The sequence below is a fragment of the Microbulbifer agarilyticus genome (assembly GCF_001999945.1).
Taxonomy (GTDB): Bacteria; Pseudomonadota; Gammaproteobacteria; order Pseudomonadales; family Cellvibrionaceae; genus Microbulbifer; species Microbulbifer agarilyticus_A.
In genome coordinates, this window is record NZ_CP019650.1 from 4,172,017 (window position 1) to 4,190,589 (window position 18,573).

Annotated in this window: 19 protein-coding genes; 8 read left to right on the forward strand and 11 right to left on the reverse strand. The window is 56.2% G+C overall.

Going from position 1 to position 18,573, the window contains the following annotated elements; genetic code table 11:
- The first annotated feature begins 49 nt into the window (after positions 1 to 49).
- The 4 genes from Mag101_RS17350 to phoR all read left to right on the forward strand — a co-directional run bounded on the left by Mag101_RS17350 (position 50) and on the right by phoR (position 3,878).
- Complete coding sequence (locus tag Mag101_RS17350) at positions 50 to 625, forward strand: chorismate--pyruvate lyase family protein (protein ID WP_077407807.1); 576 nt, start codon at positions 50 to 52, stop codon at positions 623 to 625.
- A 44-nt stretch (positions 626 to 669) separates the two neighbouring features.
- Positions 670 to 1,557 (forward strand): 4-hydroxybenzoate octaprenyltransferase, encoded by an 888-nt coding sequence (ubiA, locus tag Mag101_RS17355; protein ID WP_077407809.1) that lies wholly within the window; start codon positions 670 to 672, stop codon positions 1,555 to 1,557.
- A gap of 200 nt (positions 1,558 to 1,757) precedes the next feature.
- On the forward strand, positions 1,758 to 2,462 hold the full coding sequence (gene phoB / locus Mag101_RS17360; protein ID WP_077407810.1) for a phosphate regulon transcriptional regulator PhoB: 705 nt from the start codon (positions 1,758 to 1,760) through the stop codon (positions 2,460 to 2,462).
- A gap of 96 nt (positions 2,463 to 2,558) precedes the next feature.
- Positions 2,559 to 3,878 carry a phosphate regulon sensor histidine kinase PhoR gene (gene phoR / locus Mag101_RS17365; protein WP_077407812.1) on the forward strand — a complete coding sequence of 440 codons (1,320 nt, stop codon included), beginning with the start codon at positions 2,559 to 2,561 and terminating at the stop codon, positions 3,876 to 3,878.
- A gap of 83 nt (positions 3,879 to 3,961) precedes the next feature.
- Here phoR and Mag101_RS17370 read toward each other — a convergent pair whose 3' ends face one another.
- The 3 genes from Mag101_RS17370 to Mag101_RS17380 form a co-directional block, all read right to left on the reverse strand.
- A complete protein-coding gene (locus tag Mag101_RS17370; protein ID WP_077407814.1) occupies positions 3,962 to 4,327 on the reverse strand; it encodes a hypothetical protein in 366 nt (121 codons plus the stop codon).
- Between the two features lie 64 nt (positions 4,328 to 4,391).
- Positions 4,392 to 5,171 (reverse strand): peroxide stress protein YaaA, encoded by a 780-nt coding sequence (yaaA, locus tag Mag101_RS17375; protein ID WP_077407816.1) that lies wholly within the window; start codon positions 5,169 to 5,171, stop codon positions 4,392 to 4,394.
- 57 nt (positions 5,172 to 5,228) lie between these two features.
- Complete coding sequence (locus tag Mag101_RS17380; RefSeq protein ID WP_077407818.1) at positions 5,229 to 5,720, reverse strand: DUF4265 domain-containing protein; 492 nt, start codon at positions 5,718 to 5,720, stop codon at positions 5,229 to 5,231.
- 66 nt (positions 5,721 to 5,786) lie between these two features.
- Between Mag101_RS17380 and Mag101_RS17385 the strand changes: the two genes are divergently transcribed.
- On the forward strand, positions 5,787 to 7,079 hold the full coding sequence (locus Mag101_RS17385; protein ID WP_077407820.1) for a M48 family metalloprotease: 1,293 nt from the start codon (positions 5,787 to 5,789) through the stop codon (positions 7,077 to 7,079).
- 78 nt (positions 7,080 to 7,157) lie between these two features.
- Here the strand turns inward: Mag101_RS17385 and Mag101_RS17390 are convergent, their stop codons facing one another.
- The 6 genes from Mag101_RS17390 to Mag101_RS17415 form a co-directional block, all read right to left on the reverse strand.
- Positions 7,158 to 7,958 carry a putative porin gene (locus tag Mag101_RS17390; RefSeq protein WP_077407822.1) on the reverse strand — a complete coding sequence of 267 codons (801 nt, stop codon included), beginning with the start codon at positions 7,956 to 7,958 and terminating at the stop codon, positions 7,158 to 7,160.
- Positions 7,959 to 8,231: 273 nt separating this feature from the next.
- A complete protein-coding gene (phoU, locus tag Mag101_RS17395; protein ID WP_077407824.1) occupies positions 8,232 to 8,927 on the reverse strand; it encodes a phosphate signaling complex protein PhoU in 696 nt (231 codons plus the stop codon).
- A gap of 25 nt (positions 8,928 to 8,952) precedes the next feature.
- A complete protein-coding gene (pstB, locus tag Mag101_RS17400) occupies positions 8,953 to 9,867 on the reverse strand; it encodes a phosphate ABC transporter ATP-binding protein PstB (protein WP_157520644.1) in 915 nt (304 codons plus the stop codon).
- A 60-nt stretch (positions 9,868 to 9,927) separates the two neighbouring features.
- Positions 9,928 to 11,229, reverse strand: a complete 1,302-nt coding sequence (gene pstA, locus Mag101_RS17405; RefSeq protein ID WP_077407826.1) for a phosphate ABC transporter permease PstA — start codon at positions 11,227 to 11,229, stop codon at positions 9,928 to 9,930.
- The gene (gene pstC / locus Mag101_RS17410; protein WP_077407828.1) at positions 11,222 to 12,601 is read right to left on the reverse strand and encodes a phosphate ABC transporter permease subunit PstC; all 1,380 of its coding nucleotides are present in this window, start codon (positions 12,599 to 12,601) and stop codon (positions 11,222 to 11,224) included. The genes pstA and pstC overlap by 8 nt, the downstream gene beginning before the upstream one ends.
- 160 nt (positions 12,602 to 12,761) lie before the next feature.
- Positions 12,762 to 13,829: a PstS family phosphate ABC transporter substrate-binding protein gene (locus tag Mag101_RS17415; protein WP_077407830.1), complete on the reverse strand. Its 1,068-nt coding sequence runs from the start codon at positions 13,827 to 13,829 to the stop codon at positions 12,762 to 12,764.
- A gap of 236 nt (positions 13,830 to 14,065) precedes the next feature.
- Between Mag101_RS17415 and Mag101_RS17420 the strand changes: the two genes are divergently transcribed.
- From Mag101_RS17420 to Mag101_RS17430, 3 genes are all read left to right on the forward strand, one after another.
- Positions 14,066 to 14,689, forward strand: coding sequence for a TRAP transporter small permease subunit (locus Mag101_RS17420; RefSeq protein WP_232325074.1), 624 nt, complete (start codon positions 14,066 to 14,068; stop codon positions 14,687 to 14,689).
- Complete coding sequence (locus Mag101_RS17425; protein WP_077407832.1) at positions 14,686 to 16,047, forward strand: TRAP transporter large permease; 1,362 nt, start codon at positions 14,686 to 14,688, stop codon at positions 16,045 to 16,047. The genes Mag101_RS17420 and Mag101_RS17425 overlap by 4 nt, the downstream gene beginning before the upstream one ends.
- A gap of 154 nt (positions 16,048 to 16,201) precedes the next feature.
- Positions 16,202 to 16,591, forward strand: coding sequence for an acyl-CoA thioesterase (locus Mag101_RS17430; protein ID WP_077407834.1), 390 nt, complete (start codon positions 16,202 to 16,204; stop codon positions 16,589 to 16,591).
- Between the two features lie 91 nt (positions 16,592 to 16,682).
- On the opposite strand, the gene Mag101_RS17435 is transcribed toward Mag101_RS17430, so the two are convergent.
- The gene (locus Mag101_RS17435; RefSeq protein ID WP_077407836.1) at positions 16,683 to 17,567 is read right to left on the reverse strand and encodes a hypothetical protein; all 885 of its coding nucleotides are present in this window, start codon (positions 17,565 to 17,567) and stop codon (positions 16,683 to 16,685) included.
- A 99-nt stretch (positions 17,568 to 17,666) separates the two neighbouring features.
- A complete protein-coding gene (locus tag Mag101_RS17440) occupies positions 17,667 to 18,374 on the reverse strand; it encodes a hypothetical protein (RefSeq protein ID WP_157520478.1) in 708 nt (235 codons plus the stop codon).
- Positions 18,375 to 18,573 lie beyond the last annotated feature (199 nt).

Genomic DNA, 18,573 nt, shown 5'->3' on the forward strand with positions numbered 1-18,573 from the left:
GGTACAATGCGGTTTGATCTAACCACTACAAGCTTGCGCGGAGTCAGCGTTGTACCACTCCCCCTTTGAGGCCATCGGCGATTGGCATCCTCAACCTCTGGAAAGCCTGCACGGCCAGAAACCGCCGGAGCAGCTGCTGCCCTGGCTGCTGCACCCGGGTTCGCTGACTGCCGCCCTCAAGTACCTGGGCGAGGGCAGCTTCCGCGTACAGATACTCAATCAGGGCTGGCAAACACCTCGGCCCGAGGAGCGCCGCGCGCTCAACCTGAAAGACCGCAGCCGCGCGCTGGTGCGCGAGGTACTGCTGTATGGCAACAGTGCACAGCCCTGGGTCTACGCCCGCAGTGTGCTGCCCGAGCGCACCCTCACCGGTAAGTCCCGCTACCTGCGCGGCCTCGACAATCGCCCCCTCGGCGAACTGCTGTTCAGCCAACCTGACATTCGCCGCGGGCCCATTGTGCTCAACCGGCTCGCGCGCAATCCGCACTGCCAGCAACCAGAGCTGAGCGACAGTGCACCCCACGCGTGGGGACGCCGCTCCACCTTCTGGCTACAGGATAAACCCTTGTTGGTTGCAGAGACCTTCCTCAGCGGTTTCAATCCTCATTCATCGCCGATGGCATAAGCGCACAAGCACCTCAAAGTACTCAGCGAACACGGGAAGCCACCATGCAAGCTATCAGCCACCAGATCCAACAGCGTTGGCCCGCAGCCATACCGTATTGGCAACTGACGCGCATGGACCGACCCATCGGCTCACTGTTGTTACTGTGGCCCACCTGGTGTGCGCTGTGGATCGCCGCCGAGGGCTGGCCCGGCCTCCATTTGTTTGTCGTGTTTACCTTGGGGGTCATCCTCACCCGCGCGGCCGGCTGTGCGATTAACGACTTTGCCGACCGCAATATCGACGGGCATGTAGAGCGCACCAAGCAGCGTCCGCTCGCCACCGGTGCCGCCACACCCAAAGGCGCACTGATGCTCTTCGCCGGCTTGATGCTGGTGGCTTTTTTGCTGGTGCTGACCACCAACCGCCCAACCATTCTGCTGTCCCTGCCGGCGCTGGCGCTGGCCTTCTGTTACCCCTTCGCCAAACGCTACACACACCTGCCGCAGGTGGTGCTGGGGGCCGCGTTCAGCATGGGCATCCCAATGGCGTTTGCCGCGGTGACCGGCGAGGTGCCGGCGGTGGCCTGGCTGCTGTTTACCGCCAACCTGCTGTGGACCGTGGCCTACGATACCTTTTACGCCATGGTGGACCGGGATGACGACCTGCAAATCGGCGTCAAGTCCACCGCCATCCTGTTTGGCGAGCTGGACAAGGCGATGACCGCCAGCCTGCAGGCGATGGTTGTTGTGGCGTTACTGATGCTGGGTGGACGTGCGGATTTGGGCGCTCTTTACTACTGCGGCGTGGCAACCGTGACTGGCCTGTTCGCCTATCAGCAATGGTTGATTCGCGACCGGCAACGGGGTGCGTGCTTCAAGGCATTTCTGAATAACAACTTCGTGGGGATGGCGCTTTTTTGTGGAATATTTTTCCACTATCTCGCGCGCTAGCTATGTGCTTTGACCCCAAGTGCTAGCTACCTGAACACCTGTCATATATTTGTCACCAAAGTGACGTTAAATGGCCACTCTACAATAGTCAGTTGAGGCTGGCGCTACAGTCTACGAGGCAGGACGCCACGAGGCGCCGCAGCGGAGGTTGTGAAGCACCGCCGAAGCGACAGCAAACTCATTGAGGGTATGGCAGGCAGATGCACAGCAAGACGATCCTTATAGTCGACGACGAAGCCCCGGTACGTGACATGTTGCGCGTGGCGCTGGAGATGGCGGATTACCGCTGCCTGGAAGCAGAGAACGCGCAGGCGGCCCACGCACTGGTCATCGACGAAAGACCCGACCTTATTCTCCTGGACTGGATGCTGCCGGATGTATCCGGTGTGGAACTGGCGCGTCGCCTGAAGCGCGACGAGCTCACCGCGTCGCTGCCCATCGTGATGCTGACCGCGAAGGGCGAGGAAGACCACAAGATCAAAGGCCTGGAGACGGGCGCCGACGACTATATCACCAAACCATTTTCCCCCCGCGAGCTGGTCGCACGGCTCAAAGCCGTATTGCGCCGCGCCGGCCCCAGTGCTCCGGAAGAGCCACTTACCGCCGGTGGCTTGGTGCTCGATCCGATCAGCCACCGCGTCACCATCAACGGTAACCCGGTAGAAATGGGGCCGACGGAATTCCGCCTGCTGACCTTTTTCCTCAGCCATCAGGAACGCGCCTATACCCGCACCCAGCTGCTTGACCACGTGTGGGGCGGCAATGTGTATGTGGAAGAACGCACTGTGGATGTACACATTCGACGTCTGCGCAAAGCGTTGACCATCGATGGCCATGAGCGCTACATTCAGACCGTGCGTGGGACCGGTTATCGCTTTTCAGTCCAGACCGCCGAAAGGGTATAATCCCGCCCATCGAACTTTACCAGCGGGCCCGCTGTTCCGCCCGGCGACGCGGCGAATCGCACTTCGACGCGCCCCCAACAAGATGGCCAAAACCTCATGCTCGATCGCAGTATTGGCGAGTTGTCGCGTTTTATCATCATAGCCCTGGGCACCACCATCTTCGGTTTCTCTACCGGACACTGGTGGTTGGCACTGTGCTCTGGCCTCACCGTCTATCTCATCTGGCTGCTGTTGCAGCAAAATCGCTTCGACCACTGGTTGTCCAATGGCCGCCGTGGCCCGGCACCCACCAATTTTGGGGTGTGGGGCGATATCACCGACGACTTCTATCGGATGCAACGTCGCCACCGCAAGGAAAAGCAAAAGCTACACGCCATGCTGCGCCGGGTGCAGGACAGTACCAGCGCATTGCGTGAAGGTATCGTAGCGCTGGAAGACGACGGCAACCTGGCGTGGTGGAACCCCGTCGCCGGCGAAATGCTGCGCCTGCAAGCCGACGACAGCGGCCAGCCGATCATCAACTTTGTGCGCGACCCGCGCTTTGTCGAGCACATGCACGAGCGTATGCGCGGTGCCAATCAGGGTGACCTGCAGCCGATTACCCTGCCAGCTCCCGGGGACGACTCGCGCACCCTGCAAATGGAAGTGACGCGCTTCGGCCAGGACGAAGCGCTGGTGATCGTGCGCGATATCACCCGGCTGCATAATCTGGAGCAGATGCGCCGGGACTTTGTCGCCAACGTATCCCATGAATTACGTACACCGCTGACGGTAATTGCCGGCTATCTGGAGACGCTGCAGGAAAGCGGCCAGGCCCCGCGTAACTGGGAGCGTCCGCTGGGACAAATGAGCGAGCAGACGGTGCGCATGACCAGCCTGGTCAATGACCTGCTGTTACTCGCCCGCCTCGAAACGTCCGAGCGCGATAGCGGGCGCGACCGCATCGCGGTACACGGGCTGATGGAGCGCGTGGCCGACGAAGCCCGTTCACTGAGCGGTGGGCGACACCAGATTTCCGTGGTGTGCGACGAGGACAGCACCATTACCGGTGATGCCGGTGAACTGCACAGCGCCTTTGCCAACCTGGCGTTTAACGCGGTCAAATACAGCCCTGACGGCGGCCCCATTGAGCTGCGCTGGAGAATAGACGCCAGCGGCGGCCACTTTGCGGTGAAGGATTCCGGTATCGGTATCGATCCGCTGCATATCCCGCGCCTTACCGAGCGTTTCTACCGGGTCGATGCGGGGCGCTCCCGCGAAAGCGGTGGTACCGGTCTCGGCCTCGCCATCGTCAAGCACGTACTGCTGCGCCACAGTGCCAATTTGAGCATCAGCAGTGTGCCGGGCCGCGGCAGTACCTTTACCCTGAACTTCCCCAGCCAGAAACTGACCCAGACAAGTTCCGCCACGACCTGATTTCATTCAGCCAAGAGATCGCACATATAAAAAAAGCCCCAACAGGGGCTTTTTTTATGCTGTTTAAGGCAGTAACGCGAAACCTATCCTTCCAGCTCTTGCAGTGTGCGCGCTTCGCCCGCTGCGGTGTATTCAACCGACTCGTCGCCCGATACCGGCTCAGCGGTACGTTTTTGCACGGTGATGTGCACCAGCTTGCGCGCACTGTCACGGATCAGCAGCTGCTCACGGCCTTCATCATCCACCGGCAGGTTGCGCTCGCCGATCAACGCATCGCGCAGGGCGCGCAGTTGCGGTGTATCGCGGTAGCGATCGAGATCCTTGGAATACTTGATTTTCATGCGCTCGGATTCGTGCAGTGCGGCGGCGGTCTCGCGGTACTTGGCAAAGAAAAACACCGCGGCAATGGCGGCGGCGATGGTGACGGCAATTTCAAACCATGGGGGCATAAGTGCGCTCCTGTGTTTTGCTCACGGTACTATTTTTTTAAGGCTGGTTGTTTACGCTGTTTGTTCAGGCTGGCTGTTCGTCGCGCAGGAAGACCCAGTCATTGCCCTTGGAGTGTTCTTCACTGAAATAATAACCGGCCGCATCAAAATCTTTCAGCTGCTCGGCCTGCTTTACGCGGTTGTCGATAGCCCAGCGGCTCATCATGCCCCGCGCTTTTTTCGCGAAGAAACTGATCATCTTATACTGGCCGTTTTTCCAGTCCTTGAAGTGTGGCGTCACCACATCGGCCTGCAGGTTTTTCACCTGCACCGACTTGAAGTACTCATTGGACGCGAGGTTAACCAGCTGTTTGCTTTTAAGGTCTGCAAGCTGGCTGTTCAGGGCCTCGGTAATTTTGCCGTCCCAGAATTCGTACAGGTTTTTTCCACCGCTGTTGGCGAACTTGGTGCCCATCTCCAGGCGATAGGGTTGCATCAGGTCCAGCGGGCGCAGTAAGCCATACAGGCCAGACAGCATACGCAGATGCTTTTGTGCAAAATTAAAGTCGCGCTTGCCCATAGATTCCGCTTCCAGCCCCGTGTACACATCCCCCTTGAACGCGAGCAGGGCGGGGCGGGCATTGCTGTCGGTGAACGGGCGTTTCCAGCTGTGGAAGCGGTCGTAATTGAGCACGCCCAGTTTGTCAGACACCTTCATCAGGTTGGATATGTCCTGCGGGCTGAGGGCCTTCAGTTCCTTGATCAGGGCTGCGGACTCTTTCAGAAAGTCCGGCTGAGTGGTATCGAGTGCGGGGATGTCGCTCTCGTAGTCGAGGGTTTTCGCGGGGGAGATAACAATCAACATAGGGTCTTAACTGCTTACGTGCGTAGTCGCGGGTTTTATATCGGGCTTGGCGAGGACTTATTCAGGCTTGAGAATGTCTTGCCACCAGTTCAGCGGTGTCTGCCCGTCGACCGGGTCGTAGACGTTGCCGTAATACCAAACGCTATTGGCGCCATCGCAGGCACTGTTCAGGATCTTCTCGATCTCTTCGAAACCACAGCTCACATGAATGCTGTACACCAGTAGACGCGGCGATTCGAGGTCCAGTTCCCCACCCAGCTTTTCCAGTTGTGGGGTCAGCTGGTCGGAGAGCTTGGTGCTGTCGCTACGACAGAAGATACGCACCGCCAGGTTACCGGAGCGCTTTACCAGCTCGAAGCTTGGCTTCTCGGGGTCTTCGCGGTTGACCTTGATGGTATCGCCGCTGGCAATGCCTTTGATAAACGCCGGGGAACGCACCAGCTGCACGCTGTCGTCCTCGTTTACCTTCACCTGCATGCGCTCGACCACCGGTTCGCCATCCGGATTGGTCCCGGCAAACAATTCAATAATCTGCAGTGCGGTCGTCATAACCCTCTCCCCGGACTGTGTACAATAGTGTGCTATTCGCGATACGCATTATACAGGGAGAGGATTATGTTTCCGCGCTCAATCTCAAACCGCCTTTTGGCCATCGCAATCGCTACATCCGTAACTTCGGGCCTGGCCGGCTGTGCGGTCAACCCAGTGACCGGCAAGAAAGAGCTTTCCCTGATGTCCCAGGGGCAGGAAGTGGCGCTGGGCGAACAGCAGTATCCCAAGGCACAGCAGACCCAGGGTGGCGAATACCTGATCGATCCCGCCCTGCAAAGCTATGTGCGCAACGTCGGCCAGAAGCTGGCGCGGGTATCGGATCAACCCAACCTGCCTTATGAGTTCGTGGTGCTGAATAACTCCACTCCCAACGCCTGGGCCCTGCCTGGCGGCAAAATCGCCATTAATCGCGGCCTGCTGGTACTGCTGGAAGATGAAGCGGAACTGGCGGCAGTGCTGGGCCACGAGATTGTGCACGCGGCGGCGCGCCATTCCGCGGCAGCCATGTCCCAGCAGCAGATCCTTGGCGCCGGTATCGCCATTCTCGGTGCCACCACCCAGAACACCGGTTATAGCGACCTGATCTCCCTTGGCAGCCAGTTTGGCGGCTCCGCCTACATCGCCAAGTATGGCCGTGACAACGAGCTGGAGTCCGATGAGTACGGCATGAAGTATATGGTGGCGGCCGGCTATGACCCGCAGGGTGCAGTGCGCCTGCAGCAGAAATTTGTCGAGCTTTCCAAGGGCCGTCAGTCCGGCGGACTCGAGGCGCTGTTCGCCAGCCACCCGCCCTCGCAGTCCCGTGTCGATGCGAACATCCAGCACGCGAAAAAATTCCCCGCGGGCACCGTCAATCGCAGTCAATACCAGCGCGCCATCGCACAACTGAAGCGCGATGCGGATGCATACAAAAGCTACGACGACGCGTTAACCGCGGCAAAAAACAAGGAATATGATCAGGCGCTGACGCTCACACGCCGGGCACAGAAGCAGCAGCCCAAGGAAGCAGCATTCTACGCACTGGAAGGCGACCTGCTGGCAAAGAAGAAACAGTATCAGCCGGCGCTGCGCTCCTATGAGACCGCGGTACAGAAAAACCCGACCCTGTTTTCCAACTGGCTGATGCGCGGCATGCTCAATGCTGAGCTGAAAAACTACACCGCCGCCGAACGCGACCTGCAGCGTTCCACCCGCTACCTGGAAACGCCTCATGCCCACTATTACCTCGGGCAGGTGTATGAGCAGCAGGGTAATACCAAGAACGCACTGAGCCACTATCAGACTGCCGCCAAGGGCGGGGGTGACATCGGCACTAAAGCACAGGCCCGTGTTCAGGCATTGAGCGGTCAGGGATAAGTTTTCCCTGAATAGAAACAAAAAAAGCGGGCGAATTTCTTCGCCCGCTTTTTTTATGCGCAATTTTCGCAGGGAAAATTACAGCTGAATGGTTACACCGAGGCTGAATACATCCAGATCGTCGAAATCGCGGTTGGAGCCGTAAGCTACCTTAGCGGCAACATTGCGATTGAAGAAGTGGGTCGCGTCGAAATAGTAGCTTTCATCTTCCGCATAGCCCGCACCGATAGAAGTGTTTTCATTAAAGTAAAACTCGATATCGCCACCCCAAAACACGTCGGAGTTGTCGGTGTCGGTCATGGACAGACCTGCGGTCAGGTACTGGCCACCGGACAGCGCGGTAAAGTACTTGGAAGACACGCTGCGGTAATCAAAGTCGTCGTCCACTTCGGCGGTAAAGCCGATATAGTCGTTGCCGGTTAACTGATGGTTGTATTGACCACGGAAAAGTAGAACAGTGTCTTGGTCTTCAGGTTTGACCGCTTCTACCTCGGCAAGAAAATTCGGGGTAAACAGGAAACCTGCGCCGACACTGTAATCGGTGGAGAAATCGTCATCCTGCAATTCGCCGAATACCTTCCACTGCCCGGTGTAATATTCGCCACCAACGGTCAATGCATCGCTGCTGCTACCGTTCGCATCGGAGTAGGCAAAACCACCGTAGATATTGGAAACCGGCAGAATGTAGTTAAATTCCTTGCGCGGCCCCAGAGTTTCCAGTGCGCCGAAATAGTATTGGGACTGGAAACTCAGCGTATCGACGTCAACAGTACCGAAATCGGTAGAGGTGTAGTCAACATCGGTAAAAGAATTGTATTGCTCTGCGGAAGCGACCGCGGAAGCCAGCATCAATGGAAGTGCTGCAAACTTGAACTTCATAGAAGTATTCCCTGTTTATATTACATCTGTACTTGCGTACCCATCCGATTTGCACGTTGGCAAAGTCGGCGCGGATTCTATGCAAATGAGAATGTGGGTGCAATAAAAAGTAAAAATTGCGACACCTGTACCAAATACCAATCTATTTTTAGAATGAGGATCAAGCTCGCGAGCGCAGTGTGGCAGGGCAAGACTGAACGGAGGCTGAATTAAAAAAGGCCGCGGAAGCGGCCTTTTAGGATGGGTGCAGTTTGCACACTACTGCGTATTTTATTAGCGCAGGTTTTGCTCGTTGCCGTGGCGAATATCCGCACCCTGAACCAGGTACACCACCTGCTCACAAATATTCTTGGCGTGATCGCCGATACGCTCGAGGGAGCGCAGAGTCCACAGCACATTCATCACCCGCGAGATACTGCGCGGGTCTTCCATCATGTAGGTAACCATTTCGCGCACAGCGCTGCGGTAATCCATGTCCACCTGTTCGTCTTCGGCGAGGGTCTCCATCGCGGATTTCACGTCGAAACGGGTGTAGGCATCGAGGGCGTCATTCAGCATTTTGCGCACGGCGTTGGCGATATGGCGGATCTCGGTGTAACCGCGCGGGGCCGAGCCCTCGTCGGATAGCGCAATGGCCATCTTGGCGATTTTGCTCGCCTCATCACCTACGCGCTCGAGGTCACGGGCGATACGGATCACCGACATCACCATACGCAGATCGGAAGCAGCGGGTTGGCGCTTGGCGATAATCAGCGTCGCGTGCTCATCTACTTCCATTTCACAGCGGTCGATATCCTCTTCCACGCGCAAAACCTTTTCCGCCAACTCACTGTCGGCATTGGCCAGCGCTTCCACGGCGTCAGCTACCTGGCGGGTTACGAGGCCGCCCATTTCCAGCATTTCAGTCTTGAGTGTCTCAAGATCTTCGTTGAACTGCCGTGAGATGTGTTGATCGAATTGCATATCCATGGTGTTTTGTCCGCCTCCCTCAACCTTAGCCGAATCGGCCGGTAATGTACGCTTCGGTAAGATCGTGCTCAGGGTTGGTGAACACGGTCTCGGTGTCGTTGACCTCTACCAGTTTGCCCAGATGGAAGTAAGCGGTGCGCTGGCTTACCCGCGCGGCCTGTTGCATGGAGTGGGTCACGATGGCGATGGTGTAGTTTTCGCGCAGCTCATGAATCAGCTCTTCAATACGCGCGGTGGCAATCGGGTCCAGTGCGGAGCAGGGCTCATCCATCAGGATCACTTCCGGGCTTACCGCGATGGCGCGGGCGATACACAGACGCTGCTGCTGACCACCGGAAAGGCCGGTACCCGGCTTGTCCAGGCGATCTTTGACTTCGTCCCACAGGCCGGCGCGACGCAGGCTGTTCTCCACGATCTCGTCCAGTTCCGCGCGGCGGCTGGCGATGCCGTGGATCTTGGGGCCGTAGGCAACGTTGTCGTAAATGGACTTGGGGAAGGGGTTCGGCTTCTGGAACACCATGCCCACACGTGCACGCAGGGGTACCACATCAACCTTGGGGCCATAGATGGCTTCGCCATCCAGAGTCAGGTCACCTTCTACGCGACAGCCTTCGATGGTGTCGTTCATACGATTCAGACAGCGCAGGAAGGTAGATTTACCACAGCCGGAAGGGCCGATCATGGCAACCACCTGGTTGCGGCCAATATCCAGGCTGACATCGTGAATCGCCTGGCTCTCACCGTAAAATACGTTCACGTTGCGCATGCGCAGCTTGGCTTCATCACAGAAGGGGCTGCCGACGGTTTCGGCAATTTCTTCCTGGGTTTTCACTGCCTGTTGTTTCACTGAGGTGGACTCCGTGGCCGGCTTATCGGTTAAGTCGGTAGCTGAATTGGTTTTGTCTTGCGCCGGTACTGATGCGCCGGCGTTCAGGGTCATGCTTGTCATGGCTCACTCTCGATTCGCGATCTTAACATCCGAAGGTTATGCAGACGCGCATTACCAGCGGCGCTCGAGTTTTTTGCGCAACCATACTGCGCAGGTGTTCATGGTGATCAGGACTGCCAGCAGTACCATGATCGCGGCGGAGGTACGCTCAACAAAGGCGCGCTCCGGGCTGTCTGCCCACAGGAAAATCTGTACCGGCAGTACCGTGGACGGGTCAGTAATGCCGTGCGGTACGTCCACAATAAAGGCCACCATACCGATCATCAGTAGCGGCGCAGTTTCGCCCAGCGCCTGTGCCATACCGATAATGGCGCCGGTGAGCATACCGGGCATCGCCAGCGGCAATACGTGGTGCAGCACTACCTGCATACGCGAGGCGCCCATGCCCATGGCCGCTTCGCGAATCGATGGCGGCACCGACTTCAATGCGGCACGGCTGGAAATAATGATCGTCGGCAGGGTCATCAGGGTCAGCACCAGGCCGCCAACCAGCGGCGCAGAGCGCGGCAGCTCGAAGAAGTTGATAAAGATCGCCAGCCCCAGCAGGCCGAATACGATGGAAGGAACCGCGGCGAGGTTGTTGATATTCACCTCGATCAGATCGGTCCAGCGATTCTTTGGTGCAAACTCTTCCAGATAAATCGCCGCAGCCACACCAATGGGGAAGGACAATGCCAGGGTGACCAGCAGGGTAAACAGCGAGCCCATCAAGGCCGCGCGAATACCGGCCTGCTCAGGCTCGCGGGAATCACCATTGGTAAAAAAGGTAGTGTTAAAGCGCTTCTCCAGTTCGCCTGTCGCCAGCAAGGATTTGATCCATCCCGCTTTCTGCTCGGAGGTACGCCCCAGGAAACCCTCTTCGGACTTGGACAGGCTTTTTACATAGGTGTCCACGTCGTCGTCAGCGTTGAACCACAGGGTTTCCGTTTTACCCAGCAGCGCCGGGTTTTCCTGCAGGCGTTCACGCAATTCAAAGCCAGCACCGTTAGATACCAGTGAGTAGAGTTCGCGCTTGTCGCGGCGGCCACTGACATCGGGGAAGCGCTCGCGCAGGGCGGTGCGAATCACCGCATCAAAGTTGGCCCACGCCAGGCTCTCGTCATCCACAGTATCGATACCTAGGACCGCAGGATCGTAGGTTACGTTCAGCTCGATGTCAGTCTGAACGAACGCGCTGCTGCCCTTGCTGATAATGTCGGTAAACAGCACTACGACCGCGAGTATGCCAAAGGCGATACTGGCGATACCAAAACCGCGAAAGATCTTTTCCTTGCGATGACGGCTGGCAAGGCGCGCTTCGATACGCTCGCGCACTTCTTCCTGGGTCAAGTTGGATTGAGTCAGATCAGTCATACTGTTCCCGGTATTTTTTCACTACGTGCAGGGCAATAAAGTTCAGAATCAGGGTGCTGATAAACAGCATCAGACCAAGTGCAAAGGCGGCGAGAGTCTTCGGACTGTCAAACTCCTGGTCACCCACCAACAGCGTCACAATTTGTACGGTAACCGTAGTGACCGACTCCAGTGGGTTTGCGGTGAGATTCGCGGCGAGACCTGCGGCCATCACTACGATCATGGTTTCACCAATTGCGCGGGATACCGCCAGCAACACACCACCGACGATGCCCGGCAGTGCGGCGGGGATCACCACTTTACGTACCGTTTCAGACTTGGTGGAACCAAGGCCCAGCGCGCCATCGCGCAGGGATTGGGGCACTGCATTGATCACGTCATCCGACAGAGACGACACGAACGGAATAATCATTACCCCCATCACCAGACCGGCAGCCAGCGCACTTTCACTGGATGCCTGCAGACCCATAGACTGGGCGAGGTCACGGATAAACGGGGCGACGGTCAGGGCGGCAAAGAAGCCGTAGACCACGGTGGGTACACCGGCGAGGATTTCCAGCAGCGGCTTGGCTACAGAGCGCACTCTTTTGCCGGCGTATTCGGCCAGGTAAATGGCGGACATCAGGCCCACCGGCACCGCCACAAACATGGCGATGGCGGAAACCAGCAGGGTACCGGTAAACAGCGGTACCGCGCCAAAGGCACCACTGGAGCCAACCTGGTCCGCACGCAGTGCCATCTGTGGGCTCCAGTGCAGGCCAAACAGGAATTCAGTTACCGGTACCGACTGGAAGAAACGCAGCGACTCGAACAGTACCGACAGCAGAATACCCACGGTAGTGAAGATGGCCGCACAAGCGCATGCCAACAGAATAATGCGCAGTACCTTTTCGACTTTTTCCCGCGCGCGCATCTCCGGAGAAATACGCAGGAATGCGTAGGCACCGAGACCGATTGACAGAATCAGGATCAATGCGGTCTGCATCCAGCGACCACTTTCACGCAGACTCTCCAGATGTGCAGCAGCGTCTTGCAGTTGCGGGGTCACGTTGCCAACCAAGTTGCCCGCCGCCAGATTCTGGATCTGCGCGTACAGCAGATTTTGCCCGGCAATGGACTCCGGCTTGTCAGCGATACCGCCCATCACCATTGCGCGAATAATCGCATCGTCAAAAACAAGCCAGCAACCCAGAATAATCAGGGCGGGAAGACCACACCAGAGTGCGGTGTGCACGCCGTAATAGCTCGGCAATGACGCCAGGCTGCGGACACCACCGCCACTGCGGGCAGCGGCAATCGCGCGGCTAAAACCAGTGCCGTAGGCCACCAGTATCAGCAACAGCAGCAGGGCGAAGAGAGTAGGAGTCTGCATCGATTCGCTCAGTTATCTCTAGGTACAAAAAACGTCGGCCATTATCAACGGTTGTATCCACAATTGCATGGCGCGGTAAAAATTGCGGTGTATATATACGTAAAAAGCCAAGCCCTTGAAAGGGCTTGGCCGGTAAATCCATCTACCTTTTATTTAGCTGTTATTTAGCAGCTAGGTTGGTCAGTGCGTTCAGCTTGCGAACGTTGTTGGCAACCTTCTGACGCTCGGCGGTCGGCAGCGGGATCATACCCTTGTCTGCCAGGTAGCCTTCCTCACCCCAGGCGCGGTCGTTGGTGAACTCGGCCAGGAACTGCTTAATGCCTGGTACCACGTCAACGTGCGCTTTCTTCACGTAAACGAACAGCGGACGGGAAACCGGGTAGCTGTTGTCAGCGATGGATTCAAATGTCGGCTCTTGGCCTTCGATCAGGGAGCCCTGAACTTTGTCCGCGTTTTGATCCAGGAAGCTGAAGCCGAAGATGCCCAGTGCGTTGGGGTTGGCAGCCAGCTTGTTCACGATCAGGTTATCGTTCTCGCCCGCTTCTACGTAGAAGCCGTCTTCACGAACGTTGTGACAGATAGCTTTGTAAGCATTCTTGTCAGACTTCTTCTTGGCAGCGATCCAATCAAACTTCTTACAGCCACCTTCCATCGCCAGTTCAGCGAAAGCGTCACGGGTACCGGAAGTCGGGGGCGGGCCCAGAACTTCGATCTTCGCAGCCGGCAGAGTCGGGTTTACGTCTTTCCAGGTTTTGTACGGGTTAGGTACCAGAGACTCGGAACCGTCTGGGTTCGGCACGTCTTTGGCCAGCGCCAGGAAGATGTCCTTGCGGCTCAGCTCGAACGGTTTGGCAGTCTTGGCGTTCGCCAGCACGATGCCGTCATAACCGATCTGAACTTCAACAACGTCAACGCCGTTGCCGTTACACATTTCCAGCTCGGACTGCTTGATGCGACGGGAAGCACCAGTGATGTCGGCCGTGCTCTCACCAACACCCTGACAGAACAGCTTCATGCCGCCGCCGGTACCGGTGGATTCAACAACCGGGGTCTTGAACTGAGTGGCGCGGCTGAAACGCTCGGCAACAACAGTGGTGAACGGGTAAACGGTTGAGGAACCGACGATGCTGATGTGATCGCGCGCTGCCAGGGCCGCGTTGGAGGCCGCAATAGTCAGGGCCGCCAGGGCCGAAGCCAGGACTTTTTTACTCGCGAAACGGTTGTTCATGGTGTCTCCATAAGTGGTCGAATTATCTGCACGCGGAGCATGCTATTTCCAACTGGTGACGATTCTATGAATGAAAAGTTACAAACAGGTTACAGTCATCTGCTCATTTCATGACCAAGCTCGGGATACAAGTCAGCTGTGGCCGGAGCCCACACCGTGCTGGCGCAATTTCTGGCCAAAAGGTAGGCTGTGCCCCTCTGATAACAGAACAATAAAGAAGATTTGAGAGTATTCACATGATGTTTCTGCTACGTGCCGCCGGTGCCCTCGACCGGTTTGCCGGCGGCTGCGGACGTGTTCTGGGCTGGTTCACTCTGGCGATGGTAGTCATTCAGAGCCTGGTGGTGGCGATGCGCTACGGCTTCGATGGCGGGTCGCTGGCCATGCAGGATTCAGTGGCTTATTTGCATGGCGCCGCGCTGATGCTCGGTCTCGCCTACGCCCTGCAATCCAACGCCCATGTGCGCGTGGATGTGGTGTACCGCAAGCTGTCGCCCCGAGGTAAGGCGTGGGTGGATGCGGTGGGCTGCCTGATCTTCCTGCTGCCGCTGTGTGTGTTTATCGGTTACGGCAGTCTGCAATTTGCCGCCAGTAGCTGGGCCGTACAGGAGACCAGCAACAGCGCGGATGGCCTCGGCGGTGTCTACCTGCTGAAGAGTCTGATCCCACTGGCCGCCGCCACCCTCGCACTGCAGGGACTCAGCCAACTGGCGCGCGCACTGCACACGCTGATGCAGGCGGAATCCAGCGATGACACCGCCAATATCGTTTCCAAAGCAGCCGAAACACCTACTAAGCGGGAACCAGAACAGCAACCGCACCCACTGGTGCGCGAAGCTGCCGGGGAGGCCAGCGCATGATGGAGCTTATTCCCCTGCTGATGTTCGTCGCCGTGTGTGCGGCGCTAATGGCCGGCTATCCGGTGGCATTTACTCTCGGCGGCACCGCACTGTTGGCTGCCGGGCTCGGCATTGTCGGCGGCGTGTTTGATGCCGGCCTGCTGCGCGCATTTCCCGACCGCCTCTACGGCATTATGCAAAACGGCACCCTGATGGCGGTGCCGCTGTTTGTATTGATGGGAGTGATGCTGGAGCGGGCGCGGATCGCCGAGGACCTGCTGGTGAATCTGGCGCGGGTATTCTCCGGAATCCCCGCCGGCATGGCGGTGTCTGTGGTGGTGGTGGGCGCACTGTTGGCAGCGAGTACCGGTATTGTCGGCGCCACCGTGGTAACCATGGGCCTGATGTCCCTGCCCACCATGTTGAAGCGCGGCTATTCTCCCAAGCTCGCCACCGGCACTATCTGTGCCACCGGTACACTCGGCCAGATTATCCCGCCGTCTATCGCCTTGGTACTGCTGGGAGACACCCTGTCCAATGCCTATCAACAGGCTCAGCTCTCCCAGGGTATCTTCAACCCGAAACCGGTGAGTGTAGGCGACCTGTTTATGGGCGCGATTATCCCGGGACTGCTGCTGGTCGCTGCCTACATTCTGTATCTGCTGTTTATTGCCCGTCGTGAACCTGCCGCCGAACGCAGCACCAGTGAAAATGTGGAATTACTGCAGACCCTGAAAAGCCTGTTCCCGCCCATTGCCCTGATGTTGCTGGTGCTCGGCTCGATCATTACCGGTGCCGCCACCCCGACCGAGGCCGCGGCCGTAGGCGCGCTCGGTGCCGGTATCCTGGCTTGGGGGCGTGGTGCCCTGAACTGGTCCCGCGCCGGCGAAGTAGGGCAGAGTACCCTGCAGGTCACCGCCATGGTGTTCGCGATCCTGATCGGTGCCTCGCTATTTTCGCTGGTATTCCGCGGGTTCGGTGGTGAGGAAGTGGTTACCCACTTCTTCGAGAGCCTGCCGGGCGGCATTATCGGCGCGACCCTGCTGGTAATGCTGGTGATCTTCCTGCTCGGCTTTATTCTCGACTTTATCGAGATCACTTTTGTGGTGGTGCCGATTGTCGGCCCGGTGCTGCTGGCCATGGGCCTGGACCCGGTGTGGCTGGGTGTGATGATCGCGCTGAACCTACAGACCTCGTTCCTCACTCCACCTTTCGGATTCGCGCTCTTCTATCTGCGGGGCGTGGCGCCAGCGGAAGTAGCTACCGGGGCCATCTACCGCGGGGTGATTCCGTTTATTGCCATCCAGCTGGCGGTGATGTGCCTGCTGGCCATGTGGCCAGCGCTGGCGACTTGGCTGCCCGCCTATATGACGTCATGACATCCTGATGGGGTTCCACACCGGGCAGCGCTCACAGAATTAACCCATGCATCTGGTCATTTAGTGCCCAGATTGTGTTAGAATGCGCCACCCGGTTCGGTGACCCCAAATCCACCGCCGGGCCAATAAGTCTAAGAATTAGTGAGCACCTGTGATGTCCGCCATTGATGAAGAACCGCAACCGAGCGGAACCCTGACCCTGCAGACCCAGTCCATGCCCCGGGATACCAACCCCCAGGGAGACGTTTTTGCCGGCTGGCTGATGTCGCAGATGGACGTCGCTGGGGCCATCCTCGCCCAAGGCATCGCCCGTGGGCGCGTGACCACCGTCGCCGTTGGCAGCATGGTATTCCTGCGCCCGGTACCGGTTGGCTCCACGGTAAGCTGCTACGCCGAAGCCGTCGAAGTGGGCCGCTCCTCCATCAAAACGCTGGTCGAAGTCTGGCTGACCCGGGTAGATACCGGTGAGCAGGTAAAAGTGACCGAAGGGGAATTTGTGTTTGTGGCCATCGACGACCGCGGCCGCACCCGCCCGCTTCCGTAAGCTCTATATTTGTCACATTCAGATACTCATAAAAAACGGGGCTAATAGCCCCGTTTTTTATTTCTGACTCGAAAGTAAGCGATGAACTCGCCTACAACACTTCGGATTCACCTATAGACTCACCAACTTCCTGACAATCTTCCATTTTTACAGGTACAGATTTTATCCAGCCCCGCAATGAGCGAAAGGTAATCCGGTCACAATGAGTGGCAAGAATTACTCCCCGTTCATATTTCTTTTTACCCGCGTGAAGATAGCTTAATGTCTGCTGATCCATTTTTTTCAAGTGTTTACCTTGAAGCTCAGCCTCCAGAATAGTGAGAGATTTCACAAATAGATCCGTGGTAAGTGAATCAAGGTCTTCGTTGGCCAACACTTTTTGCGAATCTACTGGCACTGATACGACTTCTATCAAATTTTGATATGACGGTGTTTCTTCGTTGTCGTTCGAGAGCAAAGTAATGGCATTTTTCAACGTCAATGCTTGTTGATCTTGAGACATTAAAAATACCGGCTTTACCACAACGGACCAATTACTATCGGCGCCTTCGGTCCATGGCACAAACTGAAATGCAGTAAAATTGCCACGATCAAGAGAATTCTGGACCAATCCTACTTCCGTAATTTCCTCTATCGCCTCTGTATAAGGCAACAATACCTGATTAGCTTCTTCCTGTGCTTTCGCTTTTTGACTGTCCTTCGCTGAACCCGCGATAACTGCATGGGCCAGAATTGAAGCGGCAAATACACCCGGTGTATTGGCGGCGTACATCATAGAGCCATGCTCAAAATTTAGATGGTCTAAATCGACCTCCCCATAGAAAGACACCGGTGTACTAGCTTCCACCTTGACCAGAAGAGTCGAACCAGTTGTCACTTCTGCGCTAGCTGCTACGTGCTTTACATAGTTCTGATTCTTTGAACTAGCACATGCGACAACGAATAGTGAAATAGCAACAATAATTATTTTTTTCATTTAAAAACTTTTGTAACTAAACCAGAAATAAATAAATTTTTTCGAAAAAAAAGGCACACCTAAATAATCAGGTGCACCTTTATAGATATAGAACTTAACTTAGTTCTCGGCCGTTTTACTATCCAGAGAAGACATTATGATTTCTTTGCCTTCAGCAATCGCCTGATAGTAAGCGTTCGTCAACGCTGGGAATGTAGGGGCCTCATCCCACTCTTCAGTTACTGCTTTAGTAACAGTTACGGGCTTGTACCATTTATAAGTGTTATCAGATAGGTCTACCAAATACCCCAGACCACTAAAATAGCCTTTAGGGTCACTTGTAGGAATATAGCTTGAGTAGGAGCGATGCATGCCAACTGCATGAACATTCATCACCAACAGGTGACTAATATTGTACTGCTCCTTAAATCCAGTAAAGTCACGCTTTGCGGTATTCGGAACCTCAGATTTAAATTTCGGCAATTTGTTGAAGAGCACGGGTTCAGAGATTTCCACGACTTCTACGTTATTCGCTTCCAACAGTGTCTGCAAATCAGTCTTCAAAGTTTTGGCATCATCCGTTGACAGCGTGTCGGTGTGCTTACTCAAAGATGAATTTGCCACCTCTGCAGCGGCCAGACACAACAGACAGCTTGCACCAGGGAGGTATACATTCGGCTCCGGCACATCAGAAACGACAACGCCTATCCGCTTACTGGATTCTTGCCAAAATACGGTGTCCGGAGAAACCGGCATTTGAGGCGCTCCCGCACAACCGGACAAAAACACCACCCCAAAGGCTAATATGGCCAATAATTTACACTTCATAGATAAACCCCAAGTTTTTTATGTTGGCATTATTGTTAAAGATTGCCAGTCAATCAGACCGGAACTCAAATTATTATCCAGAACAACCGTCCACAAAAGTAATTCGGTTAAAATTGATAAAGAATATGTTCAAAAAGAGTATAATATCGCGTTAACTGTTTTAATTTTATACAGAAAAATTTTTACAAATAGTCTCCCG